General features: G+C 55.8%; 14 protein-coding genes. All 14 read left to right on the forward strand.

The features are described 5' to 3' along the window. Positions 1 to 2: 2 nt before the first annotated feature. The 14 genes from murD (at position 3) to AACH41_RS02010 (ending at position 15,607) form a co-directional block, all read left to right on the forward strand. Entirely contained in the window at positions 3 to 1,373 is a 1,371-nt protein-coding gene (gene murD, locus AACH41_RS01945; protein WP_338656370.1) for a UDP-N-acetylmuramoyl-L-alanine--D-glutamate ligase, read from the forward strand. Next, on the forward strand, positions 1,358 to 2,524 hold the full coding sequence (gene ftsW, locus AACH41_RS01950) for a putative lipid II flippase FtsW (RefSeq protein ID WP_228518902.1): 1,167 nt from the start codon (positions 1,358 to 1,360) through the stop codon (positions 2,522 to 2,524). Before murD ends, ftsW begins: the two co-directional genes overlap by 16 nt. Then, entirely contained in the window at positions 2,521 to 3,615 is a 1,095-nt protein-coding gene (gene murG / locus AACH41_RS01955; RefSeq protein WP_338656372.1) for an undecaprenyldiphospho-muramoylpentapeptide beta-N-acetylglucosaminyltransferase, read from the forward strand. Before ftsW ends, murG begins: the two co-directional genes overlap by 4 nt. After that, positions 3,612 to 5,021, forward strand: coding sequence for a UDP-N-acetylmuramate--L-alanine ligase (gene murC / locus AACH41_RS01960; RefSeq protein WP_338656374.1), 1,410 nt, complete (start codon positions 3,612 to 3,614; stop codon positions 5,019 to 5,021). Before murG ends, murC begins: the two co-directional genes overlap by 4 nt. Continuing rightward, complete coding sequence (gene murB, locus AACH41_RS01965) at positions 5,018 to 5,923, forward strand: UDP-N-acetylmuramate dehydrogenase (RefSeq protein WP_338656376.1); 906 nt, start codon at positions 5,018 to 5,020, stop codon at positions 5,921 to 5,923. Before murC ends, murB begins: the two co-directional genes overlap by 4 nt. Next, positions 5,920 to 6,840 carry a D-alanine--D-alanine ligase gene (locus AACH41_RS01970; RefSeq protein WP_194749194.1) on the forward strand — a complete coding sequence of 307 codons (921 nt, stop codon included), beginning with the start codon at positions 5,920 to 5,922 and terminating at the stop codon, positions 6,838 to 6,840. The genes murB and AACH41_RS01970 overlap by 4 nt, the downstream gene beginning before the upstream one ends. 17 nt (positions 6,841 to 6,857) lie before the next feature. Next, on the forward strand, positions 6,858 to 7,562 hold the full coding sequence (locus AACH41_RS01975; RefSeq protein ID WP_275356562.1) for a cell division protein FtsQ/DivIB: 705 nt from the start codon (positions 6,858 to 6,860) through the stop codon (positions 7,560 to 7,562). Between the two features lie 36 nt (positions 7,563 to 7,598). Continuing rightward, complete coding sequence (gene ftsA / locus AACH41_RS01980) at positions 7,599 to 8,837, forward strand: cell division protein FtsA (protein ID WP_194749196.1); 1,239 nt, start codon at positions 7,599 to 7,601, stop codon at positions 8,835 to 8,837. An 83-nt stretch (positions 8,838 to 8,920) separates the two neighbouring features. After that, positions 8,921 to 10,081: a cell division protein FtsZ gene (ftsZ, locus tag AACH41_RS01985; protein ID WP_194749197.1), complete on the forward strand. Its 1,161-nt coding sequence runs from the start codon at positions 8,921 to 8,923 to the stop codon at positions 10,079 to 10,081. Positions 10,082 to 10,188: 107 nt separating this feature from the next. After that, positions 10,189 to 11,124: a UDP-3-O-acyl-N-acetylglucosamine deacetylase gene (lpxC, locus tag AACH41_RS01990; protein ID WP_338656380.1), complete on the forward strand. Its 936-nt coding sequence runs from the start codon at positions 10,189 to 10,191 to the stop codon at positions 11,122 to 11,124. A gap of 21 nt (positions 11,125 to 11,145) precedes the next feature. Then, entirely contained in the window at positions 11,146 to 11,328 is a 183-nt protein-coding gene (locus AACH41_RS01995) for a hypothetical protein (RefSeq protein ID WP_194749199.1), read from the forward strand. Positions 11,329 to 11,360: 32 nt separating this feature from the next. Beyond that, positions 11,361 to 13,340: a transglycosylase SLT domain-containing protein gene (locus AACH41_RS02000; protein WP_338656381.1), complete on the forward strand. Its 1,980-nt coding sequence runs from the start codon at positions 11,361 to 11,363 to the stop codon at positions 13,338 to 13,340. Between the two features lie 68 nt (positions 13,341 to 13,408). Then, positions 13,409 to 14,368, forward strand: a complete 960-nt coding sequence (locus tag AACH41_RS02005; protein WP_338656382.1) for a complex I NDUFA9 subunit family protein — start codon at positions 13,409 to 13,411, stop codon at positions 14,366 to 14,368. Positions 14,369 to 14,389: 21 nt separating this feature from the next. Next, on the forward strand, positions 14,390 to 15,607 hold the full coding sequence (locus tag AACH41_RS02010) for a multifunctional CCA addition/repair protein (protein WP_338656383.1): 1,218 nt from the start codon (positions 14,390 to 14,392) through the stop codon (positions 15,605 to 15,607). The last annotated feature ends 13 nt before the right edge of the window (positions 15,608 to 15,620 follow it).

Consider the following 15,620-nt stretch of genomic DNA (forward strand, 5'->3'; position numbering starts at 1 on the left):
ACATGAAAAAAAACTTCGAACACCAACGCATTGCTGTCCTGGGACTGGGTGATACCGGCTTCTCGGCGTTGCGCTGGCTGCGTGGTATGGGCGCAGAAGTGGTGATGTTTGACTCACGCCCGCATCCGTCAGGCCTGGATCGCCTGCAAGAAGAATTTCCTGAGGTCGAATACCATCTTGGACCTTTTAATAGCAGCTTGCTGGCGGCGATGGATTTGATTGTGGCCAGCCCGGGTGTGGCACTGAAAGAGCCTGTATTGGCCGATCTGATGGCACAAGGCAAAGCCGTGGTCGGTGATGTCGAGCTGTTTGCGCGCTTCCGTGCGCCTTATGCCAAGGTGATTGCCATCACCGGCTCCAACGGCAAAACCACCGTGACCTCGCTGGTGGGCGAAATCTGCAAACAGGCCGGTCTCAATACTATTGTGGCTGGCAATATCGGTTTGCCCGTGCTGGATACGCTGCACATGCCCGCGCCAGACGTTTATGTGCTGGAGCTGTCCAGTTTTCAGCTGGAAACCACGCACAGCCTGGAGATTGATGTTGCCACGGTGCTCAATCTGTCCGAGGACCATATGGATAGATACGACAGCATGACCGATTATGCGCAGGCTAAGGCCCGTATCTACCAGCATGCCCGCATTGCCGTGGTAAACCGAGATGATCCTGCCAGCATGGCATTGGCCGGTGCCTTACCGCAGATTTCATTCGGCGTGAACCCGGCCCCTAGCATCAATGATTATGGCCTCAATGACGCAGGCTGGCTGTGCGCAGGTAATCGTCACTATATTGAAGCCGATACCCTGCAGATTCGCGGCAAACACAATATTGCCAATGCCCTGGCTGCCATTGCGCTGGCACAGGCTATCGGCATAGACAAGGTTTCCATCCTGCATACCGTGCAGTCGTTTGCCGGCTTGCCACACCGCGTGGAGTGGGTGGCCAATATTGAGGATGTCGACTTTTATGATGACTCCAAAGGCACCAATGTCGGCGCGACCTGCGCTGCCATCAGCGGCATGCTCAAACAGGGCAAACCACAAAAAGTGGTGCTGATTGCGGGCGGCGACGGCAAGGGCCAGGACTTTAATCCCTTGCGTGATGCCGTGTTGCACCATGCACGCGCTGTGGTGTTGATCGGCCGTGATGGTCCCAAAATTCAACAGGTCTTGCAGCACTTGCAATTGCCTGTGGTCGATGCCGTTGATCTAACTGCGGCAGTGCATATTGCTAAAACGCTGGCTGAGGCGGGCGATGCGGTCTTGCTGTCCCCTGCCTGCGCCAGTTTTGATATGTTCCGCAACTACGAACACCGCGCACAGGTATTTGTCGAGGCTGTGAAAGCCATGGAGGCCGCATGCTTGGGCCGTTGATGATGTCGCGTGAGCGCTATAACTCGCCCAGCTATGATCAGTCGCTGGTGTGGGTGGTGTTGTCACTGCTGGCGTTTGGCATGGTCATGGTGTATTCGGCCTCCATCGCCTACGCCGACTCAAGCAAGATGTTTGGCCATAACAGCACCTACTTCCTGGTGCGCCAGGCTTTGTATATTTCAGTCGGCTTGGGGGCAGCCATCGTGGTGTTTCAAGTGCCCATGGCCTGGTGGCAAAAGATGTCGCCCTACCTGTTTATTGCCGGCATTGTGCTGCTGATTCTGGTGTTGATCCCCGGCATCGGCAAAGTGGTCAATGGCAGCCGCCGCTGGATTTCCCTGTTGATCATGAATCTGCAGCCTTCAGAACTCATGAAGCTGTTTATTGCCATGTACGCCTCCGACTATGCCGTGCGCAAGGCTAGCAGCATGCACAGCTTTAAAAAAGGCTTTTTACCCATGCTGGGTGTGATGGTGTTTGTCGGCGTGCTGCTGTTGAAAGAGCCTGATTTTGGCGCGTTTGCTGTCACGGCCTCGATTGCGTTTTCCATCATGTGGCTGGGGGGCGTCAATCTCAAGGTGTTTCTGGCCATGCTGGGCGCCTTGCCATTGGCGGTGATTGGTCTGGTGGTGATGGAACCCTATCGTCTGGAGCGCATGAAAGGCTTTTTGAATCCGTTTGATGATCCATTTGATACCGGTTATCAGTTATCGCATGCCCTGATCGCGTTTGGTCGGGGTGAGTTTTGGGGGGTGGGTCTGGGCGGCAGTGTGGAAAAACTGCTCTATCTGCCAGAGGCACATACTGACTTTTTACTGGCCGTGGTGGCGGAAGAGTTGGGCTATGTCGGTGTGCTGGTCGTGGTCTTGCTGTTTGCCTGGCTGGTGATCCGCGCCTTTAGCATTGCCAAAGAAGCCGTTGCCAATGAGCGTTATTACTCGGCCTTGCTGGCACAAGGGATTGGCGTCTGGATGGGCGTGCAGGGTTTTATCAATATGGGCGTGAATATGGGCCTGTTGCCCACCAAAGGCCTGACTTTGCCACTTTTGTCTTACGGTGGTAGCGGCATATTGGCTAACTGCATCGCTTTATCGGTGTTGCTGCGCATTGACTTCGAGAACAGACGTCTGCAGAAAGGCTTGCAGTCATGACCCGTGCATACACATTACTGGTGATGGCGGGCGGCACTGGCGGCCATGTCTATCCTGCGATGGCCGTGGCCGATGCCTTGCATGCACAAGGCTGGCAGATCGTCTGGCTGGCCACCGAGGGGGGCATGGAAAACCGCCTGATTGCAGACAAACCTTATGAAAAAGCCATGATGACCATGCAAGGCGTGCGCGGTAAAGGCCTCATGAGCTGGGTGACATTGCCAGTCAAACTGGCGCGTGCATTTTCACAGGCACGGGCGGCGATCAAGCAGTATCAACCACATGTGGTCCTGGGCATGGGTGGCTTTGCCGCTTTTCCAGGCGGCGTCATGGCCAAGCTGGCTGGCGTGCCGCTGGTGATTCATGAGCAAAACTCGGTGGCGGGGTTGACCAATAAAGTGCTGGCCAAGCTGGCGAACCGTGTATTGACTGGTTTCCCCAATGCGTTGGGAGCCAAAGGGGAAATGGTCGGTAATCCGGTACGTGAAGGCATTACCACCTTGCCTACGCCCGAACAGCGCTTTGCCGAGCATCACGGCGTGTTGCGGTTCCTGGTGGTAGGCGGCAGTTTGGGCGCGGTGGCATTGAACACCTTGTTGCCACAGGCTTTTGCGCAGTTGCCGCCCAATGCGCGGCCACAGATCATTCATCAGTCTGGTGAAAAACAGATTGAGGCTTTGAAAAAAGCCTATGCCGAGGCAGGTGTGGCGGCTGATTGCCGCGCCTTTATCCATGACATGGCAGAAGTGTATGCCTGGGCAGATCTGGTGATTTGCCGGGCTGGAGCCCTGACCGTGGCGGAGTTGGCCAATGTGGGCGCTGCCAGCATTCTGGTGCCCTTCCCGTTTGCGGTGGATGATCACCAGACCACCAATGCCGCGTATTTGGCACAAGCAGGCGCGGCGCAGCTGATACAACAGCGTGACCTGGACATTGGGTCATTGGCCGCCTTGTTGCAAACACTGGATAGAGCCACTTGCCTGGCGATGGCGCAAAAAGCGCGCACACTGGCCAGGCCACAGGCCACGCGCCAGGTGGCAGCGATTTGCCAGCAACTGGCCGAGAACAACGGAAAACTTAAAGCACTATGAAACATAAAGTCAAAAAAATTCATTTTATCGGCATCGGCGGCTCGGGCATGAGCGGCATTGCCGAAGTGCTGCTGAACCTGGGCTTTGAAGTCAGCGGGTCAGACCTGGCCAGCAATACCACCACCAGACGCTTGCAAGGGTTTGGCGCCACCGTGTTTCAGGGCCATGCCACCGAGCATCTTGGCAATGCGGATGTGGTGGTGGTATCCAGTGCGATCAATGAAGAAAACCCGGAAATCATCGCCGCGCGTGCGCGCAAAGTGCCCGTGATTCCGCGTGCGGTCATGCTGGCCGAACTCATGCGCTTCAAGCAAGGCATCGCCGTGGCAGGCACGCATGGCAAAACCACCACTACCAGCCTGATTGCCAGCATTCTGGCAGAGGCCGACATGGATCCGACCTTTGTCATTGGCGGCAAGCTAGAAGCCGCCAGCGCCAATGCGCGCTTGGGCACGGGTGAATGGATCGTGGTAGAGGCGGATGAGTCTGATGCGTCGTTCTTACACCTGACGCCGATCATGGCGGTGGTGACCAATATCGACCAGGACCACATGGACACTTACGAGCACAGTTTTGACAAACTCAAAACCGCGTTTGTCGAGTTCTTGCAGCAGATTCCTTTCTGGGGCATGGCTGTGTTGTGCATCGATGACGCCAATGTGCGTGAAATCCTGCCGCGCGTCACCCGGCCGGTGACCACCTATGGCACGCACGAAGAGGCCGCGATTCGCGCGGAAAATATTGTTGCCGACAACGGCAAGATGCATTTCACCCTGGTGCGCAAAAACGGCGTGACCGTGCGTAATGAAGTGACCTTGAACCTGCCCGGCCACCACTATGTGCTGAATGCGCTGGCGGCAATTGCGATTGCTACCGAGTTGAATGTGCCGGATGCCGCCATCCTCAAGGCGCTGGCTGAGTTCCGCGGGGTGGGCCGTCGCTTTGAGCGTTATGGTGAAATCCCGATCAGTCAAGGCGGGCCTGCCGGTGGACACTTCACGCTGGTGGATGACTACGGACATCACCCGATTGAAATGCAGGCGGTGATTGCAGCCGCGCGCGGCGCCTTCCCGGGTCGCCGTCTGGTGCTGGCCTTCCAGCCGCACCGCTATACCCGTACGCGCGACTGTTTTGAAGATTTTGTAAAAGTACTGTCGACCGTGGATGCCTTGCTGTTGACCGAAGTGTATTCGGCGGGCGAATCACCGATTGTGGCGGCGGATACGCGCAGCCTGATCCGCGCCATCCGCGTCAACGGCAAGGTGGAGCCTCGCTTTGTGGAAACCACGGAAGAGCTGCCTGCAGCCATTCTTGAGAGTGTGTTGCCTGGCGATGTGGTGGTGGTGATGGGCGCTGGCAATATCGGTAGCGTGGCGGCCAAAACACGGGAGCTGGCTAGCGTATGAGTGCCACCCGTGTGAAAACCTCAGGCTTGCAAGTGCTCAAGAACGAGCCTTTGGCCCGCTATACCAGCTGGCGTGTCGGCGGCCCGGCGGATCGCCTGGTGCTGGCTGACAGCGTAGAAGCCTTGCAGCAGTTTTTGCAGCAGTTATCGGCCAGCGAGCCGCTGACTTTTATTGGCCTGGGTAGCAACCTGCTGGTAAGGGATGGCGGGGTGCGCGGCACAGTGGTGGTCATGCATCAGGCGCTGCAAGCGCTGGAGATGCACGGTGAGCGTATTTATGCGGATGCTGGCGTGACCTGTGCCAAGCTGGCGCGCTTTGCGGCCAGCCAGGACCGCGTTGGGGCCGAGTTTATGGCTGGCATTCCGGGCACCGTCGGCGGTGCGCTGGCGATGAATGCCGGTTGTTATGGGGGGGAAACCTGGCAATGGGTGGATCAGGTAAAAACGATTAACCGTGCCGGCGTCGTGCAAACCCGTGCAAAAGTTGAATACCAGCCCAGCTATCGTCATGTGGCGCATCCGGCGGCAGATGAGTGGTTTTTGGGCGGCTGGTTTGCCGTCCCTGCCGGCGATGGCAAGGCGTCTGCCGAACAGATCAAGCAGTTGTTGGCCAAGCGCTTGGCCAGCCAGCCACTGAATATGCCGAGTGCAGGATCTACCTTTAGAAATCCTGAAGGCGATTTTGCTGCGCGGCTGATTGAAGCTTCAGGGTTGAAGGGGGCCACCATCGGTGGCGCGCAGGTCTCTGAAAAGCATGCCAACTTTATTGTGAATCTGGGGCAGGCCAGCGCGGCGGATATTGAAGCCCTGATTGAGCACGTGAAAACCACCGTGCGCGCCAAACAGGGCGTGGCATTGGTGCAAGAAGTAAAAGTAATTGGGGAAGGTGTTTTACAAGCATGAGTACAAGTCAGTCTCAATTTGGCAAAGTGGCCGTGTTGTTCGGCGGTCGTTCCGGCGAGCGTGAAGTGTCGCTCAAAAGTGGTTCGGCTGTGCTGGCGGCCTTGCAGCGCCAGGGCGTGGATGCGCATGCCTTTGATCCGGCCAGCCAGGACTTGTCGGCGCTCAAGCAGTTTGACCGTGCCTTTATTGCCTTGCATGGCCGCTTTGGTGAAGACGGCACCATACAGGGGGCGCTTGAGTTAATGGGCATCCCTTATACCGGCAGCGGCGTCATGGCGTCGGCACTGGGCATGGATAAGTGGCGCACCAAGTTGTTGTGGACGGCTGCGGGTGTGACCACGCCTAACTATGTGCTCATGGATGACAGTACCCATGTTGAAAATGTCGTCACGGCACTGGGTTTGCCGCTGTTTGTGAAACCGGCCAATGAAGGTTCCAGCATCGGTGTCAGCAAGGTCAAGCAGGCGGGGGATTTGCAGGCAGCCTATGCATTGGCCAAACAGTCAGACCCGCTGGTGATTGCCGAGCAGTTTGTCGGTGGCGGTGAATATACCGTCGGTATTCTGGGCGAGACCGCACTGCCTGTCGTGCGCATTGTGCCCAAAAACGAATATTACGATTACGAGGCCAAGTATTTGCGCGACGACACCGAGTATCGCTGCCCTTGTGGCTTGTCTGCCGAGCAGGAACAACAGATCCAGGCTGAAGCCGTGCAGGCGTTCAAGGTGCTGGGCTGCAAAGGCTGGGGACGAGTGGACTTTTTGATGGATGAGGCCGGTAAACACTATTTTCTGGAGGTGAATACCAGCCCGGGCATGACTGATCACAGCCTGGTGCCGATGGCAGCAAAAGCGGCCGGCATGGACTTTGATGCCTTGGTGATCCGTATTTTGCAACAAACCTTGCGTGACGCGTAACGAGGACGACTGAGACGATGTGGGATAGACCAACATTGCTGAACTGGATCGCCAATCTGCTGTTTTCACTGGCAGTGGTGATGCTGTTGTACGCCTTGTTGTTTGTGGTATTGCATTTGCCCATCTTCCCGGTCAAGCAGGTACAGGTGGAGGGCAACCTCGACCATGTGAACCATGAGCAGATCCAGCTCATTGTGCGCAAATACCTGAAGGGCAATTTTTATACGCTGGATTTGCAACGCACGCGTACCGCTTTTGAAAAACTGCCCTGGGCGCGCAAGGTGGCCGTCCGTCGCCAGTGGCCAGACACCATTGTGGTACAGATTGAAGAGCATCAGGCTCTGGGCCGTTGGGGCGGTGTGGCACTGGTCAACAAGCATGGCGAACTGTTTCAGGCCGCCTCAGATGAGCAATTGCCAACCTTTTATGGGCCGGGCGATGCCGTGAAAGAAGTGGCGCAAGGCTATGCCAGTTTTGCACAGATGCTGGCAGGCACGCCGCTACAGATACAGCAGCTGAGCCTGTCTTCGCGCCGTGCCTGGGAAATTAAAACAGCGGATGGCCGCCAGATGATGCTGGGGCGAGAAGCCGCGAAACAAAGATTGCAACAGTTTGTGACGGCTTACCGTCAGCAAGCAAGTATTGCAGAGAGCGACTGGCGTTATGCCGATTTACGCTACCCGAATGGTTTTGCCTTGCGCATGCCACGACCTGGGGCGTAGGCGGCACATTGCCAGAAAGAAGGTCAAGGAAAACACATGAGTAGAGTCAGAGAAGATAAAAATTTGATCGTGGGGCTGGATATCGGCACCTCGAAGATTGTTGCGATTGCGGCAGAGATTTTGCCGGAAGGCACCCTGAAAGTGATCGGGGTCGGGCAGCATGCTTCCCGTGGCTTGAAAAAAGGCGTGGTGGTGAATATTGACTCCACCATGCAGGCGATTCAACGCGCGATTGAAGAAGTGGAGTTGATGGCGGATTGCAAGATCAATACCGTGTATTCCGGCATTGCGGGCAGCCACGTGAAAAGCCTCAATTCGCACGGCATGGTGAAAATCAAAGAGAGCGAAGTCTCGCAGATGGACATCGACCGCGTAGTAGAAACCGCCCGTGCGATTGCCTTGCCGGCAGACCAGCAGATTCTGCATATCCTGACCCAGGAATTCATTATCGACGGTCAGGAAGATGTGCGCGAACCGTTGGGCATGAGCGGCATCCGCCTCGAAGTGCGGGTACATATTGTGACCGGTGCCATTGCCGCGGCACAAAACATCGTCAAATGCATCAAGCGCTGCGGCCTGGAAGTCAGCGACCTGATTTTGCAGCCACTGGCTTCCAGCGAGTCTGTGCTCACTGATGATGAAAAAGAGCTGGGCGTATGCCTGGTGGATATCGGTGGCGGTACCACAGACCTGGCGGTGTTCAAGAATGGCGCGATCCGCCATACCGCAGTGATCCCGATTGCGGGTGACCAGATTACCAATGATATCGCGGTGGCCTTGCGCACGCCGACGCAGTCGGCAGAAGAGATCAAGGTCAAGCATGGCTGTGCCTTGCGCCAGCTGGCCGACCCACGCGAAGTGGTGGAAGTGCCTGCGGTGGATGGCCGTGAGCCACGCCAGTTGTCCTGCCAGGCGCTGACCGAGGTGATTGAAGACCGCGTCGAAGAGATTTACGAGTTTGTACAGCAAGAGCTGCGCCGCAGTGGCATGGAATCCATGATTGCTTCCGGCATCGTCATTACCGGCGGCGCGGCACAAATGCGCGGCATGGTCGAGCTGGGCGAAGAGATTTTCCATACGCCGGTGCGTCTGGGTGTGCCGCGCTATGTGGAGGGCTTGTCAGAAGTGGTGGGCAATCCACGCTATGCCACTGGCATCGGCTTGTTGCTGATGGCCAAACAGCAGGTGGAGAAACAAATGGTAGGCGATCTGCAGTCCGGGTCATTTGGCAGATTGTTTGAACGAATGAAGCGCTGGTTTACCGGCAACTTTTAGGTTTTTGTTGTTTTTTTAATGTGTTTTAGGGCGAGTGTGCGGGGCAAACCAAGCACTCAAATAATAGGCAATGGAGGGTGAGTATGATTGAGATTTTTGACAAAGAGAATGATGGCGCCGTGATCAAGGTGATTGGGGTCGGTGGTTGCGGTGGAAACGCCGTAGAGCACATGATGACCAAGAGCGTGACAGGCGTTGAGTTTATTTGCGCCAACACGGATATGCAGGCCTTGAAAAAGAGCCATGCCAAAGTCGTGCTGCAAATTGGTTCTGACATTACCAAAGGCCTGGGCGCTGGTGCCAAACCGGAAATCGGTCGCGAAGCCGCGCTGGAAGACCGCGACAGTATCGCTGAAACCATTGATGGTGCAGACATGTTGTTTATTACCGCAGGCATGGGTGGCGGGACTGGTACTGGGGCTGCACCGATCATTGCAGAAGTGGCGCGTGAAATGGGCATCCTGACCGTGGCCGTGGTGACCAAGCCGTTTGCCTTTGAAGGCAAGCGTGCCAAAGTCGCACAAGAAGGTCTGGAAGAACTTTCCCAATACGTAGACTCTCTTATCGTTATCCCTAACGAAAAGCTGATGGACGTGCTGGGTGAAGACGTGACCGTGGTAGAAGCTTACCGTGCAGCCAATGACGTTTTGCACAATGCCGTGTCTGGCATCGCTGAAATCATCAACTGCCCAGGCCTGGTGAACGTGGACTTTGCTGACGTACGCACCGTGATGTCTGAAATGGGCATGGCGATGATGGGCTCTGCAGAAGCCAGCGGTCCGAACCGTGCACGTATTGCGGCAGAACAAGCGGTTGCCAGCCCCTTGCTGGAAGACGTGAATCTGGCCAATGCGCGTGGCGTACTGGTGAACATCAGTGCCAGCGGCAGCTTCAAGATGCGTGAATACTATGACGTGATGAACACGATCAAGGAGTTCACCGCAGAAGATGCGACCGTGATCGTCGGTAACGTGATGGATGAAAGCATGGGCGATAACCTGCGTGTGACCATGGTGGCCACCGGCTTGAACGGTTCCGTGGGCAAACGCCAGGCCAAACCTGAGCTCAAGGTGATGACGACCCTGCGTGATGGTACGACTAACCAGCCGATCTTCAACACGGTTGAAGAAGACGAGCCAGCCGTATTCACCAGCAACAGCCGCCGTGCGCAGGTCGAAGCCATGAAGAACTCCGGGATTGAGGAATACGATATTCCGGCATTTTTGCGCAAGCAGGCTGACTAATGATGCCCCTGGCGGAACCGAGTGCAACACAGGGAAGGCCAGATGAATCATGAGTGAGTACAGCGATTGGCTTATAATGTCGCCAATCATTAAGAGTAGAGAAAACCATGTTAAAGCAACGCACGCTTAAACAATCGATCAGCGCCACTGGCGTTGGGCTGCACAGCGGTGAAAAAGTCACGCTGACGCTCAAGCCTGCGCCCGCCGATCACGGAGTGGTGTTCCAGCGCATCGATTTGCCCGATACGCCTGCCATGCGGGTTGCCCCGACGGCAGTGAATGACACTCGCCTGAGCTCCGCCCTAGAGTTTTCAGGTGCGCGCGTGGCTACCGTGGAGCATTTAATGTCTGCCCTCGCCGGTTTGGGGGTAGACAATGTATTGATAGAACTGACGGCTGCCGAGGTGCCCATCATGGATGGCAGCTCGGGACCGTTTATCTATCTGTTGCAAACGGCCGGACTGGCTGAGTTGGAGGCACCGAAAAAATTCGTGCGTATCCTCAAGCCGGTAGAAGTAAGCGAAGGCGATAAATGGGCAAAATTTACGCCGCACCATGGCTTTAAAGCCGAATTTACTATTGATTTTGCACATCCCGTGTTCGAGTTTTCTGGCAAAACAGTCACCATTGATTACGACAGCCAGAGCTATGTGGACGAGATCAGCCGTGCACGCACATTCGGCTTTATGCATGAGGTCGAATACCTGCGGGCCAATGGGCTCGCCAAAGGCGGCAGCCTCGATAACGCGATTGTGCTGGATGAATACAAAGTCCTCAACGGCGGTGGCTTGCGTTATGAAGACGAATTCGCCAAGCACAAAGTCCTCGATGCGATTGGCGACTTGTATATTCTGGGGTATCCGATTATCGGACAGTTTACTGCGTTCAAATCGGGCCACGCCTTGAATAACCAGTTACTGCGCGCCCTGCTGGCCGATGAAAGCGCCTGGGAATACTGTACGTTTGATAACGACGCCCATGCCCCGGTTGGCTTTGTCAAACAACGCGACTATTTTAGTCCGGCGCCGCTGTTACCGGCGTAAACCGCGTCCAGGCAGATCACAATGTGGTGGATACGAATCTTGTTTGCCGTGCTGGTGTTGAGCACCCTGATCCTGGGTTTGCTGAGCTGGCAGACCGGGCAGCCACGCTACTGGCGCTGGCTCAAAGCAGTCTGGCGCGGTGGGTTTGTGGTCATCCTGTTGTTGCTGTTGTTCTTTTTCCTTAGTCGATTGGCCAGAATTTGAAATTGATCACGCCATCACGTGATCGTTAATGCATGAAGACTAGATTCCCCTTTTTCGTGGCACTGGCTGCTGCGCTGTTCATTGTGGCGACCGCTGCATTCGCTGGCGACGCCGAGGTCTATGCACAGGCCAAACAGGCCTATCAAACCAGAAACCTGGCCCAATTATCCGAAGCTACTGATACGCTCAGGCAAAAGCGCTCGCCGTTGCTGCCTTATCTGCAATACTGGCAGATGATCCTCACACTGGATCAACTCTCTTACAACCAGGTGCAGGCGTTTTTGCAAGAAAACAATGAGTCCTTGCTGTCACAGCGGGTGCGTGAGTTGTGGCTGAAACGACTAGGCCGCTTGCAGTTCTGGGACCAGTTTATTGAAATGCGTGCGCAAATGCCCATGTATTACAGCCTCAACGATGTGGGTAACCAGTGTTACCAGATTCAGGCTGGGATCGCCATGGATGATCCGAATGCCTACGAGGACGGCAAGAAACTGTTGCTGGCGGGCAAAGACCTGCCGCCCGATTGTCAGGGCATGCTGGAAGCCTTGCAGCAAGTGGGCGTGCTCGACGAGAAGTTGTTACTGACCCTGTATCGGGACGCGCTGTTTGCCAACAAGCCCGGCTTGGCCAAAACAATGGCCAAACGCAGCAGCAAAACAGATGCTGCGCTGTTTAAACAACTGGACGAAGTCACGCAAAACCCGGCGTTAGCGCTGAAAAAAGGCACGATTCAGGACCGTAGCGCTTATGGCCGGGCGTTGTATATGTATATCCTCCATAGACAGGCCAAGGCGGAGATCGAGGTCGCGCGGGCCAGTTATCAAAAATATAACGGCTTGCTGGATGCTGAAGAAAAACAACTGGTTCAGGCTTATATCGCACTGGAGGCGGCACGTAAACACGCGCCGGAAGCCTTGCAAAGTTTTAACAAAGTGACTGCCTCTGTGCTCAATAACGAGCAGTGGGAATGGTATGCACGGGCCGCTTTGCGTCAGCAGGACTGGAACCAGCTGCTGAAAGTGATCTCTGACATGCCGCCGGTCTTGGGCGAAGAGGCTGCCTGGCGGTACTGGAAAGCACGTGCGCTGCTGATGAAGGGGACGCCTGCAGAAGCCAATGCCTTATTGGCTAAACTCTCGCAGGAGCGGCATTTTTATGGCTGGCTGGCCGCTGAAGAGTTGGGGCCAATGCTGGGTGAGCCGACGGCCACTTATCAACCCGCTGACGACGAAGTCCGGCAGTTTGCACGGCAACCGGCAGTCAAACGCATGGAAGCCTTGTTTGACGTCGAGGCACGCTACGAGGCCAGGCTGGAGTGGATGTACTTGCTGGAAGCGCTGGATGATCCCGGACGTATCGTCGCCGCACAATATGCCATGCTGAAAGGCTGGTTTGACCTGGCGGTGCTGGCGGCAGACAAAACCAGCCGTACCCATAATTTTGAGTTACGGTACCCCACGCCCTACCGCGATTACCTGCAAAAAGCCTCTCGCAGCCGGGAGATTGATGAAGCCTGGGTCTATGGCATTATCCGGCAGGAGAGCCGGTTTATGCACTACGCCAAGTCATCGGTGGGCGCAGGTGGTTTAATGCAGGTGATGCCTGCTACTGCCAAATGGATCGCCAAAAAACTCGGCTTGAATAGCTACCATGATGGCATGCTGCATGACATCGAAACCAATGTGAATCTGGGCACTTATTACATGCGCTACACGCTGGATACGTTTAATGGCCAGGAGGTGATGGCCACCGCCGCCTACAATGCCGGCCCCAGCCGTGCACGTCGCTGGGCGGCCAGTACGCCGCTGGAAGGCGCAATTTATGCCGAAACCATCCCGTTTAGCGAGACGCGCAATTACGTGAAAAAAGTACTGGCCAATGCGCATATGTACGCTGCGCGGTTGGGCTTGCCGGTGGTGACCCTCAAGAAACGTCTGGGGACGATCCCCGCACGCAGTGTGGCAGAGGCTGACACGGTCACCACCACGATCACGATTTCAGAGCAAGAGTAAGCGGCGGTTTTTCGGTACAATAAGCAAATACGAACTCAGTTAACGCAAGACGCATCAGGAACAAGCAAATGAAGACAGTCACAGTGTTGGGTGGTAGCGGTTTTGTTGGTAGCAGTGTGGTCGCCAGGCTAGATCAGGCCGGTTACCAAGTCAAAGTGCTGACGCGGCGTCGCGAGCAGGCCAAGCACTTGATTTTGCTGCCTAATGTGCAGGTGGTTGAGTGTGATATTCATGATCACGCCGCCCTCAAGGCGCAATTGCAGGGCAGTGATGTGGTGATTAACCTGATTGGTATCTTGCATCAAACCCGTGATAACGCCTTTGAAAAAATGCATCACCAGTTTCCACGCCAGGTCGCGCAATTGTGCGAAGCGTTGGGGATTCAGCGTTTGCTGCATATGAGCGCCCTGCAGGCTTCTGCCAGCGCCCCCAGTGAATATTTGCGCAGCAAGGCCGCGGGGGACAGTGCCGTCATGGCGTTCAGCAAAAAACTGCATGTGACTATCTTCCGGCCTTCAGTCATTTTTGGCACACGTGACCGCTTTATCAACCTGTTTGCCAAGCTGATCCAATGGATTCCCGTGCTGGCACTGGCCATGCCCAATGCCAAGTTCCAGCCAATCTGGGTGGAAGACGTCGCTGCCGCCATGGTGAATGCTGTCGATGAACCTGCGACCTATGGCAAGACTTATGAGCTGGGTGGCCCCGCCATCATGACCTTGCAGCAAATTATTGAGGCGGTCATGAAAACCATCCATGTGCAGCGCCCCATCCTGGGCTTGAGCCTGCGCATGTCTCTGCTGCAAGGCAGCTTTATGCAGCTGTTGCCCATTAAGCTGATCTCACGCGATAACGTCAAATCCATGCAGGTAGATAATGTGTGCCAGCAACCGATGGCCAACGAACTGTGTGTGGTCCCGACGGATATGTTCGCCGTGATTTCCGGGTATCTGGTCAAAAACAATCCGCGGGGGGCTTATGATCAGTTCCGCGCGGCCGCTGGGCGTGTCATCAACGCCAGACGTTGATTGCGTACAGGGCTGCCTGTCATGCAGATTTACCAGGTAGGGGGTGCCGTGCGGGACAGCCTGCTCGGCCTGCCCGTCAAAGACCGTGACTATGTGGTGGTGGGTGCCAGCCCCGAACAAATGCTAGCCGCAGGCTACCGCGCAGTCGGCAAGGATTTCCCCGTTTTTTTACATCCCCAGACCCAGCAAGAGTACGCGCTGGCGCGTACCGAGCGCAAAACCGCCAAAGGCTACAAGGGCTTTAGTGTTCACGCCGATCCAGACGTGACCTTGGAGGAAGATCTCGCTCGCCGTGACTTCACCATGAATGCCATTGCCCAGACCGCGGAGGGTCAACTGATTGATCCGTTCGGTGGCCAGGCAGATATTGAAAAAAGAATCTTGCGGCATGTGACAGCCGCGTTTAGTGAAGATCCGGTCAGAATCCTGCGTGCTGCCCGTTTTTTAGCCAGATTTACCGATTTTACTGTGGCACCTGAAACCATGGTGCTGATGCGCGAGATGGTCGCTGCAGGCGAGGTGGATGCCCTGGTGCCCGAGCGCGTCTGGCAAGAGATCGCCAAAGGCCTCATGGAGTCCCAACCGAGCCGCATGTTTGAGATGCTGCGTGCTTGCGGCGCGTTGAAAATCATCTTCCCAGAGCTGGACCGATTGTGGGGTGTACCGCAAACCGCCACTTATCATCCTGAAGTGGATACCGGCATCCATATCATGATGGTGATTGATTACGCTGCGACGCAAGCCTTTAGCCTGCCTGTACGCTTTGCGGCACTGACCCATGATCTGGGCAAGGGCACTACGCCTGCTGAAGTGCTGCCGCGCCATATTGGCCATGAGTTGCGCAGCGTTGATCTGATTAGGGATGTCGTGGCCCGCCTCAAAGTGCCCAATGATTGCAAGGATCTGTCATTGGTGGTGGCGAAATATCACGGCAAATTGCATGCGGCGCGGCAAATGAAGGCAAGTACGCTGCTGCATTTTCTAGAGGAGCTGGACGCATTCAGACAGCGCAGCCGTTTTGAGGATTTTCTCAAGGCCTGTGAATGTGACAGCCGAGGCCGGCTGGGATTAGAGCGATGCCCACTGGAGGATGCCGAGCACCTGAGCCGCGCATTGCAGGCGGCCTTGACCGTAGACGCGGGCGCGATTGCCAAACAATGCCAGTCACCTGTGCAGATCAAACAAGCGGTGGCGGAAGCCAGAACACAGGCCATCCAGCAGGCCATGCATCTGCATTAACCAGTCCGCGATC

The organism is Methylophilus sp. DW102, from assembly GCF_037076555.1.
GTDB lineage: Bacteria > Pseudomonadota > Gammaproteobacteria > Burkholderiales > Methylophilaceae > Methylophilus > Methylophilus glucosoxydans.